Source organism: Arthrobacter sp. Y3221159 (genome assembly GCF_059089885.1).
Map to the genome: position 1 here is coordinate 15,247 of NZ_JBNHFC010000003.1, position 19,488 is coordinate 34,734.

A 19,488-nucleotide genomic window follows, 5' to 3' on the forward strand; every position below is an offset into this window, starting at 1 on the left:
CGTGCATACCGCGTATACCGGAAGCCTAGCCGCAGTCCGCCTGGAACACAATACTGAGTATCTAACTACATGAGCAGCAGGATTTTGCCTACATGGTCGCCGCTGTCGAAGTACCGGTGGGCCGCCTGGACCTGGTCCAGCGGGAAGGTCTTGGCCACGAGCGGCCTGATCCGGCCGTCGCCGAGCAGCGGCCACACCGCTTTCTTGACCGCATTCATGATGGCGCCCTTCTCCTCCACCGGGCGTGGCCGAAGTGCCGTGGCCACCACGGCGGCACGCTTCTTCAGCAGCTGGCCCAGGTCCAGCTCCCCCTTGGTGCCGCCCTGGAGCCCTATGACCACGAGGCGCCCGTAGTCCGCCAGCGCGTCCACGTTCTGCGACAGGTACTTGGCCCCCACGACGTCGAGGATGACATCCGCCCCTTTTCCGCCGTTTTGCCGGCGGAGGCTTTCGGGGAAATCTTCCTCCGCATAGTTGATGGCGATATCCGCGCCCAGGAAGGCCTTCGCCGTGCTCACCTTTTCATCCGTGCCGGCCGTCGTGGCCACCCGCGCCCCGAAGGCCTTTGCCAGCTGGATGGCCATGGTGCCGATCCCGCCGGTGGCGCCGTGGATGAGTACAGTCTCCCCCGGCTGGAGCTGGGCCGTCATGATCAGGTTGGAGTAGACCGTGGCTGCAACCTCCGGCAGCGACGCCGCCGTCACCAGGTCCACCCCCTCGGGCACCCGCAGGACCTGTTCGGCCCGGACCGCCACCTGCTGGGCGTAGCCGCCTCCCGCCAGCAGCGCCACCACTTTGTCGCCCACGGAGAAAGCCTTGGTCACTCCCGGCCCGAACCCGGCGATCCTGCCGGACACCTCGAGCCCGGGAATCTCGGACGCGCCCGGCGGCGGCGGGTAGAAACCCCGCCGCTGCTGCACGTCGGCACGGTTCAGGCCTGCGGCAACGACGTCGATGAGCACCTCGCCGGGGCCGGGCACCGGGGCATCGGCTTCGCGGACCTCCAGGACCTCCGGGCCGCCCGGTTCCGAAATATAGACGGCTTTCATGGACCACTTCCGTTTCTGACTCAATACTGGCTGCAACCAGTGTGCACCGGACACCTTCCAGGCTCTGTTTTGTTGCAGGCAAGCGCCTATGAAACACTACTAGCTGAGGAAGGTTGTCCGAGCGGCCGAAGGAGCTGGTCTTGAAAACCAGTGTGCGGTAACCCCGTACCAAGAGTTCGAATCTCTTACCTTCCGCAAAAGAGGGCCCCTGTCCGCCAGTCCGCTGGCCGGCAGGGGCCCTTGGTTTTGCCCTCCACCGCCGCCGGCCCGGACTCCCTGCGGCTTCCGTGGCGCTTGATGGAGGACATGTAAATTCTTTGGACAAATCCGCCGCCGCGCCCTTCCACCAAAGCTACCGGCCGGTATTCTTTGGTGATGGCCGGCACATGTGGGGGTACGGTCCGGCCATAAACCACCAGCAGCATCACCGGAACCAGGCTACGGGGGCTCCAGGCCGGTGGGCGGTCCGTTCCGCTGGGGGACGTCCCGCCGAATGCACGCCCTAGCCACTTGGCGTTCATTCAGCTCTGTTGTGATGTGCCGGAAATACCCACTTGACCAGGAGCCGGGTCCGGGCCACTTGTCCGTTGGTACAACCCGGACACTTCCCATCGGGTCCCCTACCGGGGACATCCTTATGAAAGTAAGAGCGGATGCATCAAACACCTTGGAAACTGGCGCTGGGAACAGCTTTGTCCGCGGGGCTCATCGCAGCTCCCCTGGCAGCCCTTCCCGCCGTTGCACACGATCCGGCCGCGGAGGTCTCAGGCGCGGCCGGGGGCTCTCCCGTTGTCATCAACGAGGCCTACCTCAGCGGCGGCAGCAGCGGCGCTGCCTATAAGAACAAGTTCGTGGAGCTGTACAACACATCAGAGGCCCCGGTCTCGCTGGACGGCTGGTCCCTGCAGTACCGCTCCGCCACCGGGACATCTGCGCCTTCGGGCGTGGCTGCCTTGTCCGGGTCCATCCCGGCCAAGGGGCACTACCTGGTACAGGGCGGCAGCAACGGCTCCAACGGCGCCGATCTCCCCGCCCCGGACCTGGTGGCAGGTGTCCTTAACCCGAGCGGCAGCGCCGGAACGGTGGTGCTCGCCAAGCAGCCCACCGCCGTCGCGCTTTCCACCGGCTCCCAGGTGGAGCCCGCCCGCGTGGCCGACCTCCTTGGCTACGGCGCGTCCAACACCTTTGAAACGCTTGCTGCCACCGCCCCCTCGGGCAACACCGACGTCAAAAGCCTGAACAGGGCAGCCGGAGCGGACAGCAACAACAACGCCGCGGACTTCGCCCTCAGCGCCACCATCACGCCCACATCCTCTGGCGGTGCAGCCCAGGACTCGGATCCCGCACCTGGTCCGGAACCCACGCCAAACCCTGCCCTGGCCACCATTGCCGAAATCCAGGGCACCGGTACCCAGAGCCCGCTGGCGGGTGCCACGGTAACCACCACGGGCAAGGTCACCGCCGTGTTCCCCACCGGCGGCCTGAACGGCTACTACATCCAGACGGCCGGCACCGGCGGTGACCTCACGGCCACCAACCACGCCGCATCGGACGGGATCTTCGTCTATTCCCCCGCCACCGCGGGTTCCGTGCAGCCCGGCGACTTCGTCCGCCTGACAGGCACAGTGGCTGAGTACTACGGGATGACGCAGCTCAACGTTGACGCAGCCGCCGGGCTCACCAAGCTGGCCGAGGCCGCCCCGGAGGTGAAGCCCACCGCCTTCACCCTGCCCGCAAACGAAGCCTTCCGCGAGTCCCTGGAAGGAATGCTCCTGGCACCCCAGGGTCCGCTGACGGTCACTGACAACTACAGCCTGAACCAGTACGGCGAGATCGGCCTGGCCGGCGGCACCACTCCCCTGGTCCAGCCCACCGCGGTGGCTCCGTACGGCACTGCCGAACATGCCGCCGTCGTCCAGGAAAACGCCGCACGGGGCATCAAGCTCGACGACGGCGCCAGCACCAACTTCCTCGGCAGCAGCGCCAACAAGGCCCTGCCCCTGCCATATCTGACGGGCACCGATCCGGTGCGGGTGGGTTCGCCGGCGACGTTCACCACGAACGTAGTCCTGGGCTACGCCAACAACGCCTGGAAGTTCCAGCCGCTCACCCACCTGACCCCCGCGAATGCGGCCACGGTCCAGCCGGCCACGTTCGGCGCCACCCGCACCGAGGCACCCCGGCCGGTGGGCGGCAACCTGAAGATTGCCTCGTTCAACGTCCTCAACTACTTCCCCACAACAGGCGACCAGCTCACCGGCTGCACCTACAACACGGACCGCGACGGGAACCCCGTCACCGTCCGGGGCGGCTGCAACGCCCGCGGCGCAGCCAATCCGGAAAACTTCCAGCGGCAGCAGGACAAGCTCGTTTCCGCCATCACCAAGGCCGGCGCCGACGTAGTCACCCTGATGGAGATCGAGAACTCCGCGCAGTTCGGCAAAAACCGCGACGACGCCCTGGCCCGGCTGGTGGACGCGCTGAACGTCGCCACACCCGGGGTCTGGGATTACGTCCGTTCGCCGGCCAATGCCCCGCCGCTGAGCGACGAAGACATGATCCGCACCGCCTTCATCTTCAAGAAGGCCGCGGCCGAGCCGGTGGGCGAGTCCATCATTCACAATGACACCGTTGCCTTCGCCTCAGCCCGCAAGCCGCTGGCGCAGGTGTTCAAACCCGCCGGCGGTGCCGCCGGCACCGAGTTCATTGCCATCGCCAACCATTTCAAGTCCAAGGGTTCGGCAGCAACGCCGGAGGACACGGACCAGGGCCAGGGCGCCTCAAACCTGGCGCGCACGGCCCAGGCCAAGTCGTTGCTGGACTTTGCCGCGTCCCTGCAGGGCAGCAAGGGCACGGACAAGGTGTTCCTGATCGGTGATTTCAACGCCTACGCCAAGGAGGACCCGATCAACGTCCTCACGTCCGCCGGCTACGTCAACCAGGACGAAAAAGCCCGGAACGCCGACGGCTCGGCCAAGCATTCCTACCTCTTTGGCGGGATGGTGGGCTCCCTGGACCACATCCTGGCTTCCCCCGCCGCCGATGCCGTGGTGTCCGGGGCCGACATCTGGAACATCAACTCGGTGGAGTCCGTGGCCCTGGAATACAGCCGCCACAACTACAACATCACCAACTACTACGCCCCGGACCAGTTCCGTGCCAGCGACCACGATCCAGTGGTGGTGGGCCTGGACCTGGGTTCCACTCCTGCCACCGTTGACCTGAACTTCCTGGGGATCAACGACTTCCACGGCAGGATCGACGCCAACACCGTCCAGTTCGCCGGAACCATCGAGAAGCTCCGTGCCGCTGCCGCCCCTGGCGCCACGGCGTTCCTCTCCGCCGGCGACAACATCGGTGCGTCGCTGTTCGCCTCCGCTGTTGCGAAGGACCAGCCCACCATCGACGTGCTGAACGCGTTGGAACTGCAGGCATCGGCCGTGGGCAACCACGAGTTCGACGGCGGATGGACGGACCTGCGCGACCGCGTCATCGCCGGCGGCGCCAATGCGAAGTTCCCCTACCTTGGCGCCAACGTTTACCGCAAGGGCACCACTGAGCCGGTGTTGCCGGAGTTCACCGTGCTGGACATGAACGGCGTCAAGGTGGCCGTCATCGGCACCGTCACCCAGGAGGTCCCCTCCCTGGTGACCCCGGCCGGCATCGCAGACCTTGAGTTCGGGGACCCGGTGGATGCCATCAACCGGGCAGCCGCCAGGATCACCGCGGAGAACCTGGCCGACGTCATCATCGTGGAAAACCACGACGGCGCCGGCTCGGGTGTGTTGGAAGGTTCAACCCTGGCGGAGGAAGTGGCAGCGGGCGGCCCCTTCGCCAAGCTGGTCACCGAAACGTCCGCCGACGTGGATGCGATCTTCACCGGCCACACGCACAAGGAATACGCCTGGGACGCCCGCGTTCCTGGCGTCGAGGGCAAGACCCGTCCCATCGTGCAGACCGGCAACTACGGCGAGAACGTGGGCCACATCCAGCTGACAGTGGACACCGCCACGAGAGAGGTGACGGCGTCCAAGGGCAGCAACGTCAAGCGGACCACCGATCCCGCCGCCGGCCTGATCGCCGCCTACCCGCGGGTCGCCGCCGTCGACGCCATAGTCCAGAAAGCCCTGGCCGACGCTGCCGTGATCGGCAACGAGCCGGTCGGTTCCGTCACCGCTGACATCACCACGGCGTTCACGACTGACGCCACTGGTGCGCCAAAGCGGGACGACCGCTCGAGCGAGTCCACCCTCGGCAACCTCGTGGCCGACTCGCTGCTTGCTTCCCTGCAGCCGGCCGAACTGGGCGGCGCGGAAATCGGCGTGGTCAACGCCGGCGGACTGCGGAACGAGCTCTACTACGCCCCGGACGGCACCATCACCTACGCCGAGGCCAACGCGGTGCTGCCGTTCGTGAACAACCTCTGGACCACGTCCCTGACCGGTGCACAGTTCAAGACGCTGCTGGAACAGCAGTGGCAGACCAATGCGGACGGCACGGTTCCCAGCCGCGCCTACATCCAGCTGGGCCTGTCGAAGAACGTGAACTACACCTTCGACGCCGCCCGCGCTGCCGGTGACCGCATCACGTCGGTCCGGGTCAACGGGGAACTGCTGGACCCGGCGAAGTCCTACCGGGTGGGCACGTTCAGCTTCCTGGCCACCGGCGGGGACAACTTCCGGATCTTCACCGAAGGCGCCAACACCCGTGACTCCGGGCTGGTGGACCGGGACGCGTGGATCAGCTACCTGCAGGAGAGCAGTCCGGTATCGCCGGACTTCGCCCGCCGCTCCGTGGCCGTCACGAACAGCACTCCCGCAGAGGTCAAGCCGGGCGAACCCGTCACGCTGACGGTTTCCAAGCTGGACCTGACGTCGCTGGGCAGCCCGGCCAACACCTCCCTGGCGGTGGTGTTCACCGATTCCGCCGGTGTGGTGACAGACCTTGGCGCCGTGCCGGTCGCTTCCGGGTCGGCTTCTGTGAACCTGGCCGTCCCCGCACGCGCGGCAGCCGGCACCGGAACCCTGGTGCTGACCGCCGCCGAGTCCGGCACCGTGGTGAAGGTCGGCGTGCAGGTGGCCACTGAAGGTCCCGTCCCGCCGGTATGCACCGCTCCGGCCAAACCCGCCCAGTGGTACGACGTCCTGGGCTGGATCCGTTACGGCATTACCTGGCTCCAGTACCAGCAGTGCCTGCGCGGCTGATGCCTGGCTAAACAAGAAAGCGCCCCGCGTTGGTCCCGGACTTCCGGACCCGAACGTGGGGCGCAATCTGCTGGGAGTTTTTGTCCAGATACGGTGACTTCCGAGCAGGTTATCCCGCCATATCTGGACAAAAACTCCGGGGTCTAGGGGAGGATCACAGTTTCCGAGTAGGTGGATGAATCCCCCTTGATTGCGGTGCTGCTGCGGCCGTCCACGCCCACCGGGACATCCCCCGCAATGGTCACCCGGTTCAGCTGCCGCGGCTGGCCATCGTAGTTGTCCGGGGCGTAGTGCTGGGTGATCCGGTTGTCGAAGAGCACCAGCTGGTCAGGTTCCCAGTTCACCCGGACCACGTTTTCCGGCCGGGTGACGTAGGCCTGCAGCAGGCGGAGGATGTCCCTGGACTCGGTGTTGGACAGCCCCACGATCCGCAGCCGCTGGGCGAAACCGCCGATGAAGAGCCCGCGCTCCCCGGTCAGCGGGTGGACGCGGACCACGGGGTGGGCGGTTTCGAAGTGGATCCTGGTGAATTCCTTGCGCCGCTCCTCCGCATTGGCGTGTTCCAGGTTCTTGGGCACGGAGTAGTCGTAGTCGTTGGTGTGGATGGCCCAGAGGGTATCGGCGAAGTTCCGCAGCTCCTCGGGCAGGTCGCGGTAAGCCCCCGCCGAGGAGGCGATGAGCGTTTCACCGCCGTACGCCGGCAGCGTAATGCTGCGCAGCGTTGATGCCTGCGGCGGGTTCACCACGAACGTGACATCGGTGTGCCAGTTGTTGGCGCTGCCGTTTTCGCTGTCCACCGGCAGGACGGCGGGTTTGCCATCGACGGAGGCAACGGTGGGGTGCGCCTTGGTGAGCGGGCCGAAGTAGCTTGCGAACCGGACCTGGTCCTCGTCGGTGCGGATGTTCGCCTTCCGGAACACCAGGGCCTTATGGACGTTGAGGGCTTCGCGGATCTGGGCCACTGTGCCAGGGCTGAGCTCCGCGCCCAGGTCCAGGCCGCGGATTTCGGCGCCGATGCGGGACCCGCGCTTGGTGAATTCGAGTTTGGTTTCGGTAATGGTGGTCATGGTCGGTGTCCTTTTCAGTGTCAGTGTTGTCGGGGTTGGGACGGGGAAGGTCAGTTGCCGGCGCCGACGGCGGTGCGCCAGCGGGAGAAGTGGCGTTCCAGTGCCACCAGCAGGATGTTGACGAGAAGGCCCAGCACGGAGACGGTGAGGATGCCTGCGTACATGTCCGGGATTAGGAAGCTCATCTGGGAATTGACGATCAGGTATCCGAGCCCGGCCTTTGCACCCACCATTTCCGCGGCGATCAGAACCAGGATTGAGGAGGTGCCTGCCATCCTGATCCCGGTGAAGATGGTGGGCACCGCCGATGGAAGGATGACTTTTTGGAAGAGCCGGAAGCTGTTCAGCCCCAGGGACCTGGCAGCGCGGACCAGCAGCGGGTCCACCGTGCGGACACCGGCGATCGTATTGAGCAGCACCGGGAAGAACGCGGCGTAGGCCACGATGGTGATCTTGGATTCCTCGCCGATGCCCAGCAGGAGCGTGAAGACCGGCAGCAGGGCGAGGGTTGCGGTGTTGCGGAAGAGTTCCAAAAGCGGGTTCAGGAATGAGTTCAACCAGCCGTACCAGGCGATCAGCAGTCCCAGGGCAACGGCGGACACCACCGCGATCCCGAACCCGGAAACGGAACGGCTGAGGCTGGCCTGCAGGTGGTTCTGCAGCTGCCCGGTCTCCACCAGCCTGGCCCCCGCCGCGAGGACTTCGTGCAGCGGCGGGAGGAACACCCGGGTGGACGGGCCGGCAAAGTACTGGGGACCAAACTCCCACAGCGCCAGGAACAGCAGGACTGCCAGCGACTTCCAGGCCGCGCGTGTGGCCAGGTTCGCTGCGGCACGCAACCTTTCTGCCGGCGTCGGGCGTTCCCTCCTGGCGGGACCGGAGGGGGCCGCCGGCGGTTCGGCGGGATGTGGTGCGGGTTCGACGGCGGCGCTCCCCTGTGGGGGCCGGCTTAGGACGGTGCTCATCAGGCGGCGTTCCTTTCGAGGGGGTGTTCATCGGGGGCTGTTCCGTCCGGGAGGATCTTCCGGTGGCCCGAGTCCTGGGCCAGCCGGACTTCGTCGTGCAGCAGGGACCAGACCTGGTGGCGGTGCTCCACGAACGCGGGATGGGAGCGGACATCCGCCTCGCTCCCGCGGTCCGGAATATTGATGTCCACGATTTCCTTGAGCCTGCCGGGCCTGGCGCTCAGGACCGCAACCCGCTGGCCGAGATATACCGCCTCGTCAATCCCGTGCGTGATGAAGACGATGGTTTTCCCCGTCGCCTGCCAGATCCGCAGGAGCTCGTCCTGAAGCTGCTCACGGGTCTGGGCGTCCAGCGCCGCAAAGGGCTCGTCCATCAGGAGGACGTCCGGCTCATAGGCGAGGCTCCTGGCAATGGCCACGCGCTGCTTCATACCGCCGGACAGTTCATGCGGATACCGGTCCTCGAACCCGGCCAGGCCCACCAGGTCCAGGTACTCGCTTGCCGTCGCCGCCCGGTCCTTCCGGGACAGCCCGCGGTTCTCAAGGCCGATCGAGACGTTCGCTGACGCTGTCCGCCAGGGAAAGAGGGCGTACTGCTGGAACACGAGGGCCCGGTCCTGGCCCGGACCGGTGACTTCCTTTCCATCCACCAGGACTTTTCCCGACGTGGGACGGGACAGGCCGGCCAGCAGGTCCAGGAGGGTGGTCTTGCCGGAACCGCTGGGCCCCACCAGTGTGAGGAATTCACCGGGTGCCACGTCCAGGCTGAGGTCATCCAGTGCGGTCAGGACGGCGCCCTCCGGCTGGCTGCGGATTCTCCTGCCCCGGCTGTTCCTTCCCTGCCGGACGGCGAACTCCTTGGTGACGTGTTGAAGGCTGATTTTGGAGGTCATGGGTTATCCCTTGGGCTGTGCAGCCGGAGCGGTTGTCTCCAACTGGTTGAATTCGTTGGTGTAGAGCTTTGCCGTGTCCAGGCCGCCGCTGATGATCCCTGCGGACTTCAGGTAGTCGGACCAGCGGGTGAAGTCGTTATCCGAGATGCGCCCGCCCGGTGAGGCCACTCCCACGCTCTTCCAGTACTTGAGCGCCTCGGTGCTTTCGTTCCGTCCGCGCCTGGCGATGATCTCCTCAAATTTGGCAATGACCTGTTCACGGGGTGTGTTGCGTTCCCACTCGATTGCCTTGGCCACCCCGGTCACCAGCGTGCGGCTGGTCTCCGGGTTCTTTGCCAGGAAGTCCTTGCGCAGGACGTACTGGCCGGCGTCGAACGGCCCCCCAATGACCCCGACGTCGGTAAACAGGGCCCGGATGCCGCCCTCGGCGAGCGCCCGGTCCTGGAGCACCCCGCCCAGGGTGCCCACGTCCACCTGCTTCTTGCGCAGGGCCACCTCGGTTTCGTTGGGCGGTACCACCACCAGCTGGACCTGCTTGATTTCCTCGGGCGTCAGTCCGCTGTTCTTCAGGTGCGTGGTGATGACTGCCTCATGGTGGGCGCCCAGGGTGTTCACCGCGATCTTCTTGCCGATCAGGTCGCGGGCGCTGGTGATGGGGCTGCCTTCCTCCACGTAGTACCCGGTGAACGTGTCCTTGTCCTCGCCGTAGTAGTTGATGACGGCCTGGACGGGGGCGCCCGCTTCGATCAGCTTGATCACCGCTCCGGTGAATGCGCCGCCGATGTCCGTTTGGTCCGTGGCAACGGACTGGATGCTCTGCGGGCCGCTGGTGGTGTTGCTGACCCACTGGAGCTTGACGTCGCCGAGGTACCCCAGGTCCTCGGCCACCTCCAGCAGGGAGACGGTGTTGGGTGAGCCCTGGTAACGGACGGTCTTCACTTCGGTGCCGCCGCTTCCCGCCGATTCCGCGGTGGCGCTTCCGCCGCACCCGGACAGCACCAGCGACAGTGCCGCGGCGGCGGCCACTGCGGCTGCCTTGCCTGCGGCGGTGATTCGTCTTGCGGGCAGGAGTCGGTTTTTCATCGGGGGGTCTTTCTGCAGTCGGTTGGGTCCGGGCCGGCTGGCTCGTGGCAACCACTAGAACAGAGCGGAATCCGAAGCAGAAGGGGCGCCTTCACGGCGGGAAACGGCAGGAAATTTCAGGTTTTCCCGGGTCATGATTGGCCCCAAAACGTCTCCCGGGTAAGGCCGTGGACGCACGGTGCAACACTCCTACCCGGTGGTTAACCGGCGGCAACGTTGGGCCACGGTGCGGGGTAACGGAGGGTCACGTGGCTTCGCCTGGTGACATACGGGGCCCGTACGTGCGGGGGCTTGGCGCCCATCACGGCCATGAAGCGGACCTGCCTGCGCCGCCGTCGTCAAGTCGTGCGCTGCGTGGCAGGCCTGCCGGTGGGAAATCCGTCCCGGATATTTCTCGTGGTGCAGCGCCTTTTGTTACACGGCAGCGGTTCCCGGGAGGGGCGGCGGTCAGCGGCCGAGGATGGCGGCGGCTATCTCGTCGGCGTCGCGGAGGGTCCGCTGGCCGCTCCGGTAGACCGGGTACCCGGGGTGGGCAGCCTCGGCGGCGATGGCCGTCCCCCATTGGTTGGAGGAGAGCTGAAGGCCCAGGACATAGATGCCCTCAGTGACGGCGCCGTTTGCCGCCACCGGCCGGTACGGGTGCGGCACCACGTCCAGGCCGGTGGACTGGACGGGCGCACCCTCGGCGGTCATCATCAGGCGGGGCCGGACCGCGCCGTCACCCAGCAGCTGCCCGAGGAGTGGTGAGTCGTTGGCCGAGACCCTGTTGCCGGGGGCCAGGGCTTCCACCATGGAGCGCGCGGCGGCTGGCGGACCGTCCACCCAGGGTGAGGACGCGGTGAACATCCGGGTCCTGCGGTCAACGCCGAACTTCGGGTCCGGGCCCACAAAGCTGACAATTCCGGCCCGGGCCAGCGCGGCCAGCTGCTCGGAGCGCAGGGCCGGGGGCCCGCTGGCAAGGCCCTCAACGAAGGACTCAAACCAGCCACGCAGTCCGGCCACCCAGGACGCCTCGGTGATGCCGCCGTCGGCCACTGCGGTCTTGAGGACGGCCCGCCCGTGGTGCAGGGCGCCGATGGCCATCTTGACGGGGTCGTCCTCGCCCAGGGCTGAGCGGCGGGCATCGTCCAGCAGGTATTCCACCACGGCGGCGTCGAGTTCCCTCCGCGAACCAAACGTCCTTCCTGCCAGGGGTGCCGCGAGCGCGGGAAGGTCCAGCCTGTGCCGCGGTCCCACATGGACTGCCAGCACGCTCTCCACGCTGTCCTCCCAGTTGGCCGCCGAATGCGCGTGCGGGTGCAGCGCTTCTTCGAGGGCGGCAAGGAAGGCAGCCCTGTCCGGGACGGCGGCGGGCTGCGAGCGGACCAGCGTGGAGTAGTAGGCCCAAAGGGTGTCGCGGTGCAGCAGCGGCCACAGGTCGTGGTCGAACCCGGGCCGGATGCCGGCCCTGCGGAACCGCTCCAGCGCCGCCTCGGTGAGGTAGCGGAGGGTGACCGACGCCGGATAGTAGCCTTCCAGCGCCGCCTTGGCGCGGTACGGGGTACCGCGCCGGGAGGCCGCGATGATCAGCGGCTCCTGGCCTGACGGTTCATACTCCAGCCGTCCGCCGCCGGATACGAACTTTCCGCCGCGGCCCTCGGTGAGCTGCACCATCATGTCGAAGAAGTTCAACCCCATGCCGCGGACCAGGACGGGTTCGCCGGCAGGGATCCGGGACCAGTCCACGTCGGCGGGTGCCGCCGGGGGCAGGTACTGCAGTCCCAGTTGCTCCGCCGCTGCCTGCAGCTCGCGCTGTTCGGGATTGAGCCTGGACGGGATGTGGCCCAGCGCGAGCACCACGGAGCCGGTGCGGAGCGTCTCCCCGGTGGCCAGGCCGACGTTGAACGTTCCGTCCCCTGCGGGGCGCACCGACAAGGCGGACGTTTCGTGGAACTGGACGGTGACGCCGTCGGGCGCGTTGTCCAGCAGGTCCTCCAGGGTGGAGCGCAGGTACCTGCCGTACAGGGCGCGGCTGGGAAAGTCATTGGATTGCAGCACCGCGAGTTCCGCGCGCTCGTCCGCGGTCAGGGACGGCAGTGGGTTGCGCTGCTGCCGCTCCCGCCACCTGTCGAACGAGGTGCCTGCCAGCGGCGCCGGAAGCGACGGGTCCTCCGGAATGAGCGTGGGGTAGAAGGACTGGGTGTTCATCAGGAACAGCCGCGACTGCTGCGGCTGCCAGACATGCCCCGGCCCGGCCGGGTAGGGATCCACGACGTCGATGTGGAGCCGGAGGGCCCCGCCGTCATTGGCGCGGCGGGCGGCGGAGTGCGCGAGCAGGCGTTCCAGCACGCTGGTGCCGCGGGGGCCGGCACCAATGATGGCGGCCCGGATGCTCTGCGTATTTTCCACGGCATCCAGACTATCCGCTGCCAGCTGAACGCCTTGCCCGCCGGCGCCGATGTTGTTTGGATGGGCGAATGACCACCACTGCAGCTGATTCAGCGTCCGTTCCGGGTTCCGGGGCCAGCCACGGGAGCGCGCCTGCGGGCACCGCGCCGGAGCCCATCGACGAAAACGTGTGGCTCGAGGACATCTACGGCGAAGAGCAGCTTGCATGGGTCAAGGAGCAGAACTCCCGCACGGAGGACCTGCTCGAGGACGCGGACTATGCGGCGCTTGAGGGCAGCATCCTGGAAGTCCTCGACTCCACGGACCGCATCGCCATGGTGGGTAAGCGCGGCGACTGGTACTACAACTTCTGGAAGGACCAGCAGAACCCCAAGGGCCTGTGGCGCCGGACCACCTGGGAAAGCTACTGCACTGCCTCCCCCGAGTGGGACGTCCTGCTGGACGTGGACGCGCTGTCCGCCGCCGAAGGCGAGGAGTGGGTGTTCCACGGAGCCACGTTCCTCCGGCCGGCGGCCGGCGACCCCTACCGCCTGGCTCTCCTGGCGCTCTCCCCCGACGGCGGCGACGCCAACCGCTACCGCGAATTCGACGTCGAGACCCGCTCCTTCGTGGACCCCGCGCGGGGCAGCTTCGACCTACCCACTGCCAAGGGCAACGTGTCATGGCTGGACGCGGACACGCTGCTGGTCGCCTCCACGGCTGAAGGGCTGCCCAGGACGGCGTCCTCCTATGCCCGGACCGCGGTAACCCTCAGGCGCGGCACCAGCCTCGCGTCCGCTCCCCGGCTCTTTGAGGTCCCCGAAGACCACATGATGGCAGTGGTGGCCCACGATTCCACCCCCGGCTTTGAACGCACGTTCGCCGTGGACTACATCGACTTCTTCAACCGCACCAACCTGGTGCTCCGCGAGGGGGAATGGGTGGCGATCGACGTCCCCACCGACGTCAACGTCAGCGCGCACCGCGAGTGGCTGCTGTTCCGCCCGCAGCAGGACTGGATCCTGGCCGGCACCACCTATCCGGCCGGATCGCTGCTGGCCGCGGCGTTCGAGGACTACCTGGCCGGCAGCCGCCGCGTGTCCGTCCTGTTCACGCCGGATGCCCGCACCTCGCTGCAGTCCTGGAGTTGGACGCGCAACTTCCTGCTGCTGAATCTCCTTCGTGACGTCTCGTCCGAAATCCGGGTCCTCGACCCGTCCTGCCCCGCGGCAGGTGCCGACAGCGCTGCGGGCGCCTGGGCGTCCACTCCCCTGGATGCCTGCCCGCCCCTGCACGACGTCAACGCCTACGCCGTGGACGATGAGGACGAAACTGCGGCCGACGGCGGTGCGGGCGACGATTTCTGGCTCGTCGCCACCGGGTTCACTACCCCCAGCACGCTGATGCGGGGAATCCTGGAACGCAACCACGACGACGGCGGGCAGCCCGGCGTGGTAAGCCGGCACGCGGTGGTGAAGGCATCGCCGTCGTTCTTTGCGGACAGCGAGTACGAAGTGCAGCAGCATTTCGCCGTGTCCGAGGATGGAACACGCGTCCCCTATTTCCAGGTGTCCGCCCGGAACCTGCCACTGGACGGCCAGAACCCCACCCAGCTGTCGGGCTATGGCGGTTTCGAAATCTCCCGGACGCCTGCCTACAGCGGCACCGTGGGCAGGGCGTGGCTGGAGCGCCGGACCGCGGGCCCCGCCGGCCGCGGCGACGGGCATTCGCGTGGCGGGGTGTACGTGGTGGCCAACATCCGCGGCGGCGGCGAATACGGTCCGTCCTGGCACCGGGCCGCCCTCAAGGAGAACCGGCACAAGGCGTTCCAGGACTTCGCGGCCGTGGCCCGGGACCTCATCAGCCGCGGGGTCACATCCCGCGAGCGGCTGGGCTGCGTGGGCGGTTCCAACGGCGGGCTGCTGGTGGGGAACATGCTCACCCGTTACCCGGAACTGTTCGGCGCCGTCTCCTGCGGTGTGCCCCTGCTGGACATGCGGCGCTACACCAAACTGTCCGCCGGCCACTCCTGGATCGCGGAGTACGGCGACCCGGATATGCCGGAGCAGTGGGAGTACATCAGGACCTTCTCCCCCTACCACCTGCTCCGGGACGGGGTGGAGTACCCCGAAACGTTCATCTGGACCGCCACCTCCGATGACCGGGTGGGGCCCGTCCAGGCCCGGAAGATGGCAGCACGCATGCTGGCCATGGGCATCCCGAACGTCTGGTTCCATGAAGCCTTGGAGGGCGGCCACGCCGGTGCGTCCGACAACCGGCAAGCCGCCGCGCTGCAAGCACGCAGCCAGCATTTCCTGTGGAAGGCGCTGGCGGGCGGGTTGTCGTGACGCCAGGATTGTCGGTGCGGCGGGCCGTCGCCGCCGACGTGGAGGCGCTGGCCGAGGTGCACATCCGCTGCTGGCGGGAAACGTACCGCGGGATGCTCTCCGACGCCTTCCTGTCCGGGGTGGATCCGGCCAACCGGCTGGAGTTGTGGCGGATGTTGCTGGACCGTCCCGAGCCCGCGGCGGCGTGGGTGGCGTGCGACGACGGGACAGTGGTCGGATTCGCGGGTGTCCGGTGGGATCCCGCCCCGGGTTCCCCGCAAGGGCATCCACCGCCGGCCTCCGGAGACTTCCAGCTGTGGGGACTGTACCTGCTGGCCTCGCACCAGGGCCTGGGACTGGGCCGGCGGTTGCTGGAAACGGCACTTGGAAATGAAGCGGCCAGCTTGTGGGTGGCGGCCGACAACAGCCGTGCCATCGGTTTCTACCGCCGGTTCGGCTTTGAACCTGACGGCGCCGAGGATGTCCTGGCCGAGTGGGAGAACCTGCACGAGATCCGGATGGTGCGGCCCGCGCAACCCGCCGCCTGAGTTCCGCTGTTGCACTCCATGCCTGTTGGCGTTGTGCCTGCTCCCCGGCGTTTTGCACTGGGTGCCCGGATCTGCGTATCCTTGGTGGGCTAGGAATAGCAATTGGAGACGTGCCAGAGCGGCCGAATGGACTTCACTGCTAATGAAGGGTCGGGGTTAAACTCGACCGGGGGTTCAAATCCCCCCGTCTCCGCGTTTGGCCCCGGTCCCTGGACCGGGGCCTTTTGCGTTCCCGGGGCCTGGCCGGGGCCGTCCGGGGACCGGACACGCACTGCTGCAGGCTACTCCCGATGGCACCATAAACGAATGGCAGCGAGTACTCAGGTGGACGGAAGCGGAAGCACCGGGCAGGTGTGGAATCCGCGCCTGGCGTTCCTGGTGGCGGCAACGTTCTTCATGGAATTCCTGGACGGCACGGTCCTGACCACCGCCATCCCCAACATTTCCGCCGACTTCGGCGTTCCGGCAGCCGACGTAAACATCACCATGACGGCCTATCTGCTGACGGTGGCGGTGGGCATTCCGATCAGCGGCTGGCTGGCCGAACGCTTCGGAGCCCGCCGGGTGTTCTGCCTCGCCATCGCCGTCTTCACCGCCGCCTCGCTTGCCTGCGCGCTGAGCCAGGACCTCACCACCCTGACTTTGAGCCGCATCGCCCAGGGCGCCGGCGGAGCCATGATGGTGCCGGTCGGAACGCTGGTGGTCCTGCGCGGGACTCCCAAAGCCGAACTGTTGCGAGCCACCGCCTTCCTGGTGTGGCCCGGACTCCTGGCTCCGGTCCTCGCTCCCCTGGTGGGCGGCGCACTCACCACCTATCTGTCCTGGCACTGGATCTTCCTGATCAACCTTCCGCTCGGCGCCGCCGCCCTGATCGCAGCGCTGCGCCTGGTGCCCGGCACCAGCGGAGACCCGGGCCGCCGCCTGGACTGGCCCGGGCTTATCCTCACCACCCTGGGCGTCGGCGCACTGGTGACCGGCCTCGAACTGGCCAGCGCCCACCCCAACACCCCCTGGGCCGGGATCAGCGCAGCCGCCGGAGCCCTCTGCCTCGCGGCCGCCGTGCTGTGGATGCGCAAGGCAAGGAACCCGCTGTTCGACCTGGAGGTGTTCCGCACGCGGACGTTCCGCGCCATGGCCACCGGCGGGTTCGTCTACCGCCTGACCATCAGCTCCGTACCCTTCCTGCTGCCACTGATGTTCCAGACAGGATTCGGCTGGTCCCCCATCCACGCGGGCATCATGGTGGCGGCGGTCTTCATCGGCAACATCGGTATCAAGCCGGCCACCACCCCGCTGATCCGCCGCTTCGGCTTCAAGGCAATGCTGGTCTTCGCTTCCCTCGCGTCCGCCGCTACCTTCGCCGCCTGCGCCTTCCTCACGTCCGAAACACCCCAGGCGCTGACATTCGCCCTGCTGGTCTGCAGCGGCGCGTTCCGGTCCATCGGTTTCTCGGCCTACGCCTCGGTGCAATACGCAGACATCGTGCCGGCCCAGCTGACGTCAGCGAACACGGTCTCCGCCACCCTTGTGCAGCTCGCCACCGGCGCGGGCATCGCCGTGGCGGCACTGCTAATCCGGATCTTCTCCGGACTGCCGGCGGGATCTGCGGACCCGGCCGGCCCGTTCCGCGGCGCCTTCCTGGCCATGGCCGCCCTGATGCTCGCCAGCACCCTGGACAGCCTCCTGCTGCCCCGGCACGCGGGTGCGGAAGTCAGCCGGCCTGGGCAAGTACCAGTGGAAGAACCGCGCCGGCCCCGGCCTGCCGAAGAGCGCGGCCCGCGACCGTGAGCGTCCACCTACTGTCCGCGAGGTCGTCGATCAGCATCACGCTCTGCCCCTGGACTGCTGCCAGCGCTGCTTCAAGCTCCGGTCCGGCGGCCAGTCGGTCCCACACCCCGGCCAGCCGGTAGGCGCTGTTGCCGCCGCGGCTCCCGGTGGGGCCGCCGTGGGCCAGCTGCAGCTCGCCGAGGTAGGGAATCCGGCCGATCTCCGAGATTCCCCGGGCCAGGGAGCCCACCAGCTGCGGCTTGCTCCGTGACGGGATGCTCACGATGGCGGCGGGCCTGCCCGCACCGCTCCAGCCCGGGGTGCGTGAATCGCCGGCGCCCCATTCCCGCAGGACCTGCACGCAGGCCTGCAGCATCCCGGGATCCACGGGCCTGTCCTGGGCACCTGCAGCGAACAGCTCCCGCAGCGCGCCGCCCCAGCCAAGGTCCGTCAGGCGGGCCAGGACGCGTCCTTCCGAGAGTCCTTCGCCGGGTTTCAGCTTTCCCTTCACCGGAACGCCCAGACGGTCCATGCCGCTGGGCCACTGCAGGCGCGCCTCCAGGACACCGCCCGCCCTGCTCAAGGTCTGGCCGGCGGCAGCGGTGGCATCCTCCGCCACGTCTGCCGGGAACCAGCGGCCGGCGCAGTTGTCGCACCGGCCGCAGGGATGCGCCGTTTCATCGTCAAGGACGGAGGTAATGTACTCCATCCGGCAGCCCGCGGTGTCCTGGTAGATCACCATGGAGTCCTGCTCGTCCACCCGGGCCTCGGCAATCCGCTGGTACCGCTCCGCATCGTAGATCCAGGGCCGCCCCGTGGACCGCCAGCCTCCCCCTACGCGCTCAACGGCCCCGTCCACCGACAGGACCTTGAGCAGCAGCTCCAGCGGGGTGCGGCGCAGGTCCACCCGCGCTTCGAGGGCCACCGTGGACAGCGCAGTCCCGGCCTCCGCCAAAGCTGTAAGGACAGCGGCCGCTTTCTCCTCGGAGGGCATGGAGGCGGTGGCAAAGTATTGCCAGATTTCCCGGTCCTCGGAGCCCGGAAGCAGGAGGACGTCGGCGTTGGCGGCACCACGCCCGGCACGTCCAACCTGCTGGTAGTACGCCACCGGCGAGGAAGGCGCGCCCAGGTGGACCACGAAGCCCAAGTCGGGTTTGTCGAATCCCATGCCCAGCGCGGATGTGGCCACGAGGGCCTTGACCTGGTTGTCCTTGAGCAGCTGTTCGGCTCGTTCACGGTCCGCGGGATCGGTGCGGCCCGTATAGGCCAGGACCTCGTGCCCCGCCTCCATCAGCAGCCGGGCGGTGTCCTCCGCGGCGGAGACCGTCAGTGTGTAGATGATGCCGCTGCCGGGAAGATCGGACAGGTGTGTCAGGAGCCAACCCAGGCGCTGTTTGGAGTCCGGCAAAGACAGGACGCCGAGCCGGAGCGAGTCCCGGCCCAGTGCGCCGCGGATGGTCAGGACGCCTGCCCCGAGCTGTTCCTCGATATCGTGCACCACTCGGGAGTTGGCGGTAGCGGTGGTGGCCAGCACGGGGACCGACTCCGGCAGCCGGGTGATCAGGTCGGCAATCCTGCGATAGTCCGGGCGGAAGTCGTGCCCCCAGTCGGAGATGCAGTGTGCTTCATCGATAACGAGCAGGCCTGTGCGCCGGATCAGTTCGGGCAGCTGGTTTTCCCGGAAGGAAGGGTTGGTGAGGCGTTCCGGGGAGACGAGCAGGACGTCGACCTGGTCCGCTGCCAGCTGCTCACGGACCGTGTCCCACTCAAGCTGGTTGGCCGAGTTGATGGCCACGGCGCGGACGCCTGCCCTTGCCGCTGCGGCCACCTGGTCCCGCATCAGGGCAAGCAGGGGCGAGACAATGAGGGTGGGCCCCGCACCCCGCCGCCGGAGAAGCAGGGACGCCACGAAGTACACGGCCGACTTTCCCCAGCCGGTGCGCTGGACCACCAAAGCCCGCCGCCCGCCGTCGACCAGCGCCTCGATGGCTTCAAACTGCCCTTCGTGGAAACCGGCTTCGGGGTGGCCCACCAGCTCCCGGAGGACCTCCAGTGCCTGCTGGTGGGTGGCGGAGGCAGGGCCGGGGCCGTTGGATGCTGTACCGGAAGTTGGTGGCGTGTCTATCAGGGCGGCGTGCTGGTTATCGACCATTGATTCAGTATCCCAGCCACCTCCGACAGCGGGCACATGGCGGACTTATATGTGGAAACCGGCCCA

General features: G+C 67.5%; 11 protein-coding genes and 2 tRNA genes. 6 read left to right on the forward strand and 7 right to left on the reverse strand.

The annotated features are described in order from the left end of the window. Positions 1–65: 65 nt before the first annotated feature. Positions 66–1,049 (reverse strand): NAD(P)H-quinone oxidoreductase, encoded by a 984-nt coding sequence (locus AC5RT3_RS04190; protein ID WP_494053785.1) that lies wholly within the window; start codon positions 1,047–1,049, stop codon positions 66–68. 107 nt (positions 1,050–1,156) lie between these two features. On the opposite strand from AC5RT3_RS04190, the gene AC5RT3_RS04195 reads away from it, so the two are divergent. Together AC5RT3_RS04195 and AC5RT3_RS04200 are read left to right on the forward strand one after the other, a co-directional pair. Then, a tRNA-Ser gene (locus tag AC5RT3_RS04195) sits at positions 1,157–1,244 on the forward strand. Positions 1,245–1,702: 458 nt separating this feature from the next. Continuing rightward, complete coding sequence (locus tag AC5RT3_RS04200; RefSeq protein WP_494123572.1) at positions 1,703–6,253, forward strand: ExeM/NucH family extracellular endonuclease; 4,551 nt, start codon at positions 1,703–1,705, stop codon at positions 6,251–6,253. Positions 6,254–6,396: 143 nt separating this feature from the next. Here AC5RT3_RS04200 and AC5RT3_RS04205 read toward each other — a convergent pair whose 3' ends face one another. The 5 genes from AC5RT3_RS04205 to AC5RT3_RS04225 form a co-directional block, all read right to left on the reverse strand. Beyond that, a complete protein-coding gene (locus AC5RT3_RS04205) occupies positions 6,397–7,320 on the reverse strand; it encodes a TauD/TfdA dioxygenase family protein (protein WP_494123573.1) in 924 nt (307 codons plus the stop codon). 50 nt (positions 7,321–7,370) lie between these two features. Next, on the reverse strand, positions 7,371–8,285 hold the full coding sequence (locus tag AC5RT3_RS04210) for an ABC transporter permease (protein ID WP_494123574.1): 915 nt from the start codon (positions 8,283–8,285) through the stop codon (positions 7,371–7,373). Next, entirely contained in the window at positions 8,285–9,178 is an 894-nt protein-coding gene (locus AC5RT3_RS04215) for an ABC transporter ATP-binding protein (protein ID WP_494123575.1), read from the reverse strand. Before AC5RT3_RS04215 ends, AC5RT3_RS04210 begins: the two co-directional genes overlap by 1 nt. Positions 9,179–9,181: 3 nt before the next feature. After that, positions 9,182–10,261 carry an ABC transporter substrate-binding protein gene (locus tag AC5RT3_RS04220; protein ID WP_494123576.1) on the reverse strand — a complete coding sequence of 360 codons (1,080 nt, stop codon included), beginning with the start codon at positions 10,259–10,261 and terminating at the stop codon, positions 9,182–9,184. Positions 10,262–10,708: 447 nt separating this feature from the next. Beyond that, positions 10,709–12,649, reverse strand: coding sequence for an FAD/NAD(P)-binding protein (locus tag AC5RT3_RS04225; RefSeq protein ID WP_494123577.1), 1,941 nt, complete (start codon positions 12,647–12,649; stop codon positions 10,709–10,711). Between the two features lie 68 nt (positions 12,650–12,717). Between AC5RT3_RS04225 and AC5RT3_RS04230 the strand changes: the two genes are divergently transcribed. From AC5RT3_RS04230 to AC5RT3_RS04245, 4 genes are all read left to right on the forward strand, one after another. After that, complete coding sequence (locus tag AC5RT3_RS04230) at positions 12,718–14,976, forward strand: prolyl oligopeptidase family serine peptidase (protein WP_494123578.1); 2,259 nt, start codon at positions 12,718–12,720, stop codon at positions 14,974–14,976. Beyond that, complete coding sequence (locus AC5RT3_RS04235) at positions 14,973–15,503, forward strand: GNAT family N-acetyltransferase (RefSeq protein WP_494123579.1); 531 nt, start codon at positions 14,973–14,975, stop codon at positions 15,501–15,503. Before AC5RT3_RS04230 ends, AC5RT3_RS04235 begins: the two co-directional genes overlap by 4 nt. Positions 15,504–15,607: 104 nt before the next feature. Further along, positions 15,608–15,696 (forward strand) — tRNA-Ser (locus tag AC5RT3_RS04240). Positions 15,697–15,809: 113 nt separating this feature from the next. Further along, on the forward strand, positions 15,810–17,291 hold the full coding sequence (locus tag AC5RT3_RS04245) for an MFS transporter (protein WP_494123580.1): 1,482 nt from the start codon (positions 15,810–15,812) through the stop codon (positions 17,289–17,291). Here AC5RT3_RS04245 and AC5RT3_RS04250 read toward each other — a convergent pair. Continuing rightward, complete coding sequence (locus tag AC5RT3_RS04250; RefSeq protein ID WP_494123581.1) at positions 17,215–19,422, reverse strand: RecQ family ATP-dependent DNA helicase; 2,208 nt, start codon at positions 19,420–19,422, stop codon at positions 17,215–17,217. The two genes, AC5RT3_RS04245 and AC5RT3_RS04250, sit on opposite strands and share 77 nt — an antisense overlap. Between the last annotated feature and the right edge of the window lie 66 nt (positions 19,423–19,488).

Excerpts from the sequence above, each read along its gene's own strand:
- AC5RT3_RS04190 (WP_494053785.1), bottom strand. The coding sequence starts at position 1,049 with ATGAAAGCCGTCTATATTTCGGAACCGGGCGGCCCGGAGGTCCTGGAG.
- AC5RT3_RS04200 (WP_494123572.1), top strand. The coding sequence starts at position 1,703 with ATGCATCAAACACCTTGGAAACTGGCGCTGGGAACAGCTTTGTCCGCG.
- AC5RT3_RS04205 (WP_494123573.1), bottom strand. The coding sequence starts at position 7,320 with ATGACCACCATTACCGAAACCAAACTCGAATTCACCAAGCGCGGGTCC.
- AC5RT3_RS04210 (WP_494123574.1), bottom strand. The coding sequence starts at position 8,285 with ATGAGCACCGTCCTAAGCCGGCCCCCACAGGGGAGCGCCGCCGTCGAA.
- AC5RT3_RS04215 (WP_494123575.1), bottom strand. The coding sequence starts at position 9,178 with ATGACCTCCAAAATCAGCCTTCAACACGTCACCAAGGAGTTCGCCGTC.
- AC5RT3_RS04220 (WP_494123576.1), bottom strand. The coding sequence starts at position 10,261 with ATGAAAAACCGACTCCTGCCCGCAAGACGAATCACCGCCGCAGGCAAG.
- AC5RT3_RS04230 (WP_494123578.1), top strand. The coding sequence starts at position 12,718 with ATGACCACCACTGCAGCTGATTCAGCGTCCGTTCCGGGTTCCGGGGCC.
- AC5RT3_RS04245 (WP_494123580.1), top strand. The coding sequence starts at position 15,810 with ATGGCAGCGAGTACTCAGGTGGACGGAAGCGGAAGCACCGGGCAGGTG.
- AC5RT3_RS04250 (WP_494123581.1), bottom strand. The coding sequence starts at position 19,422 with ATGGTCGATAACCAGCACGCCGCCCTGATAGACACGCCACCAACTTCC.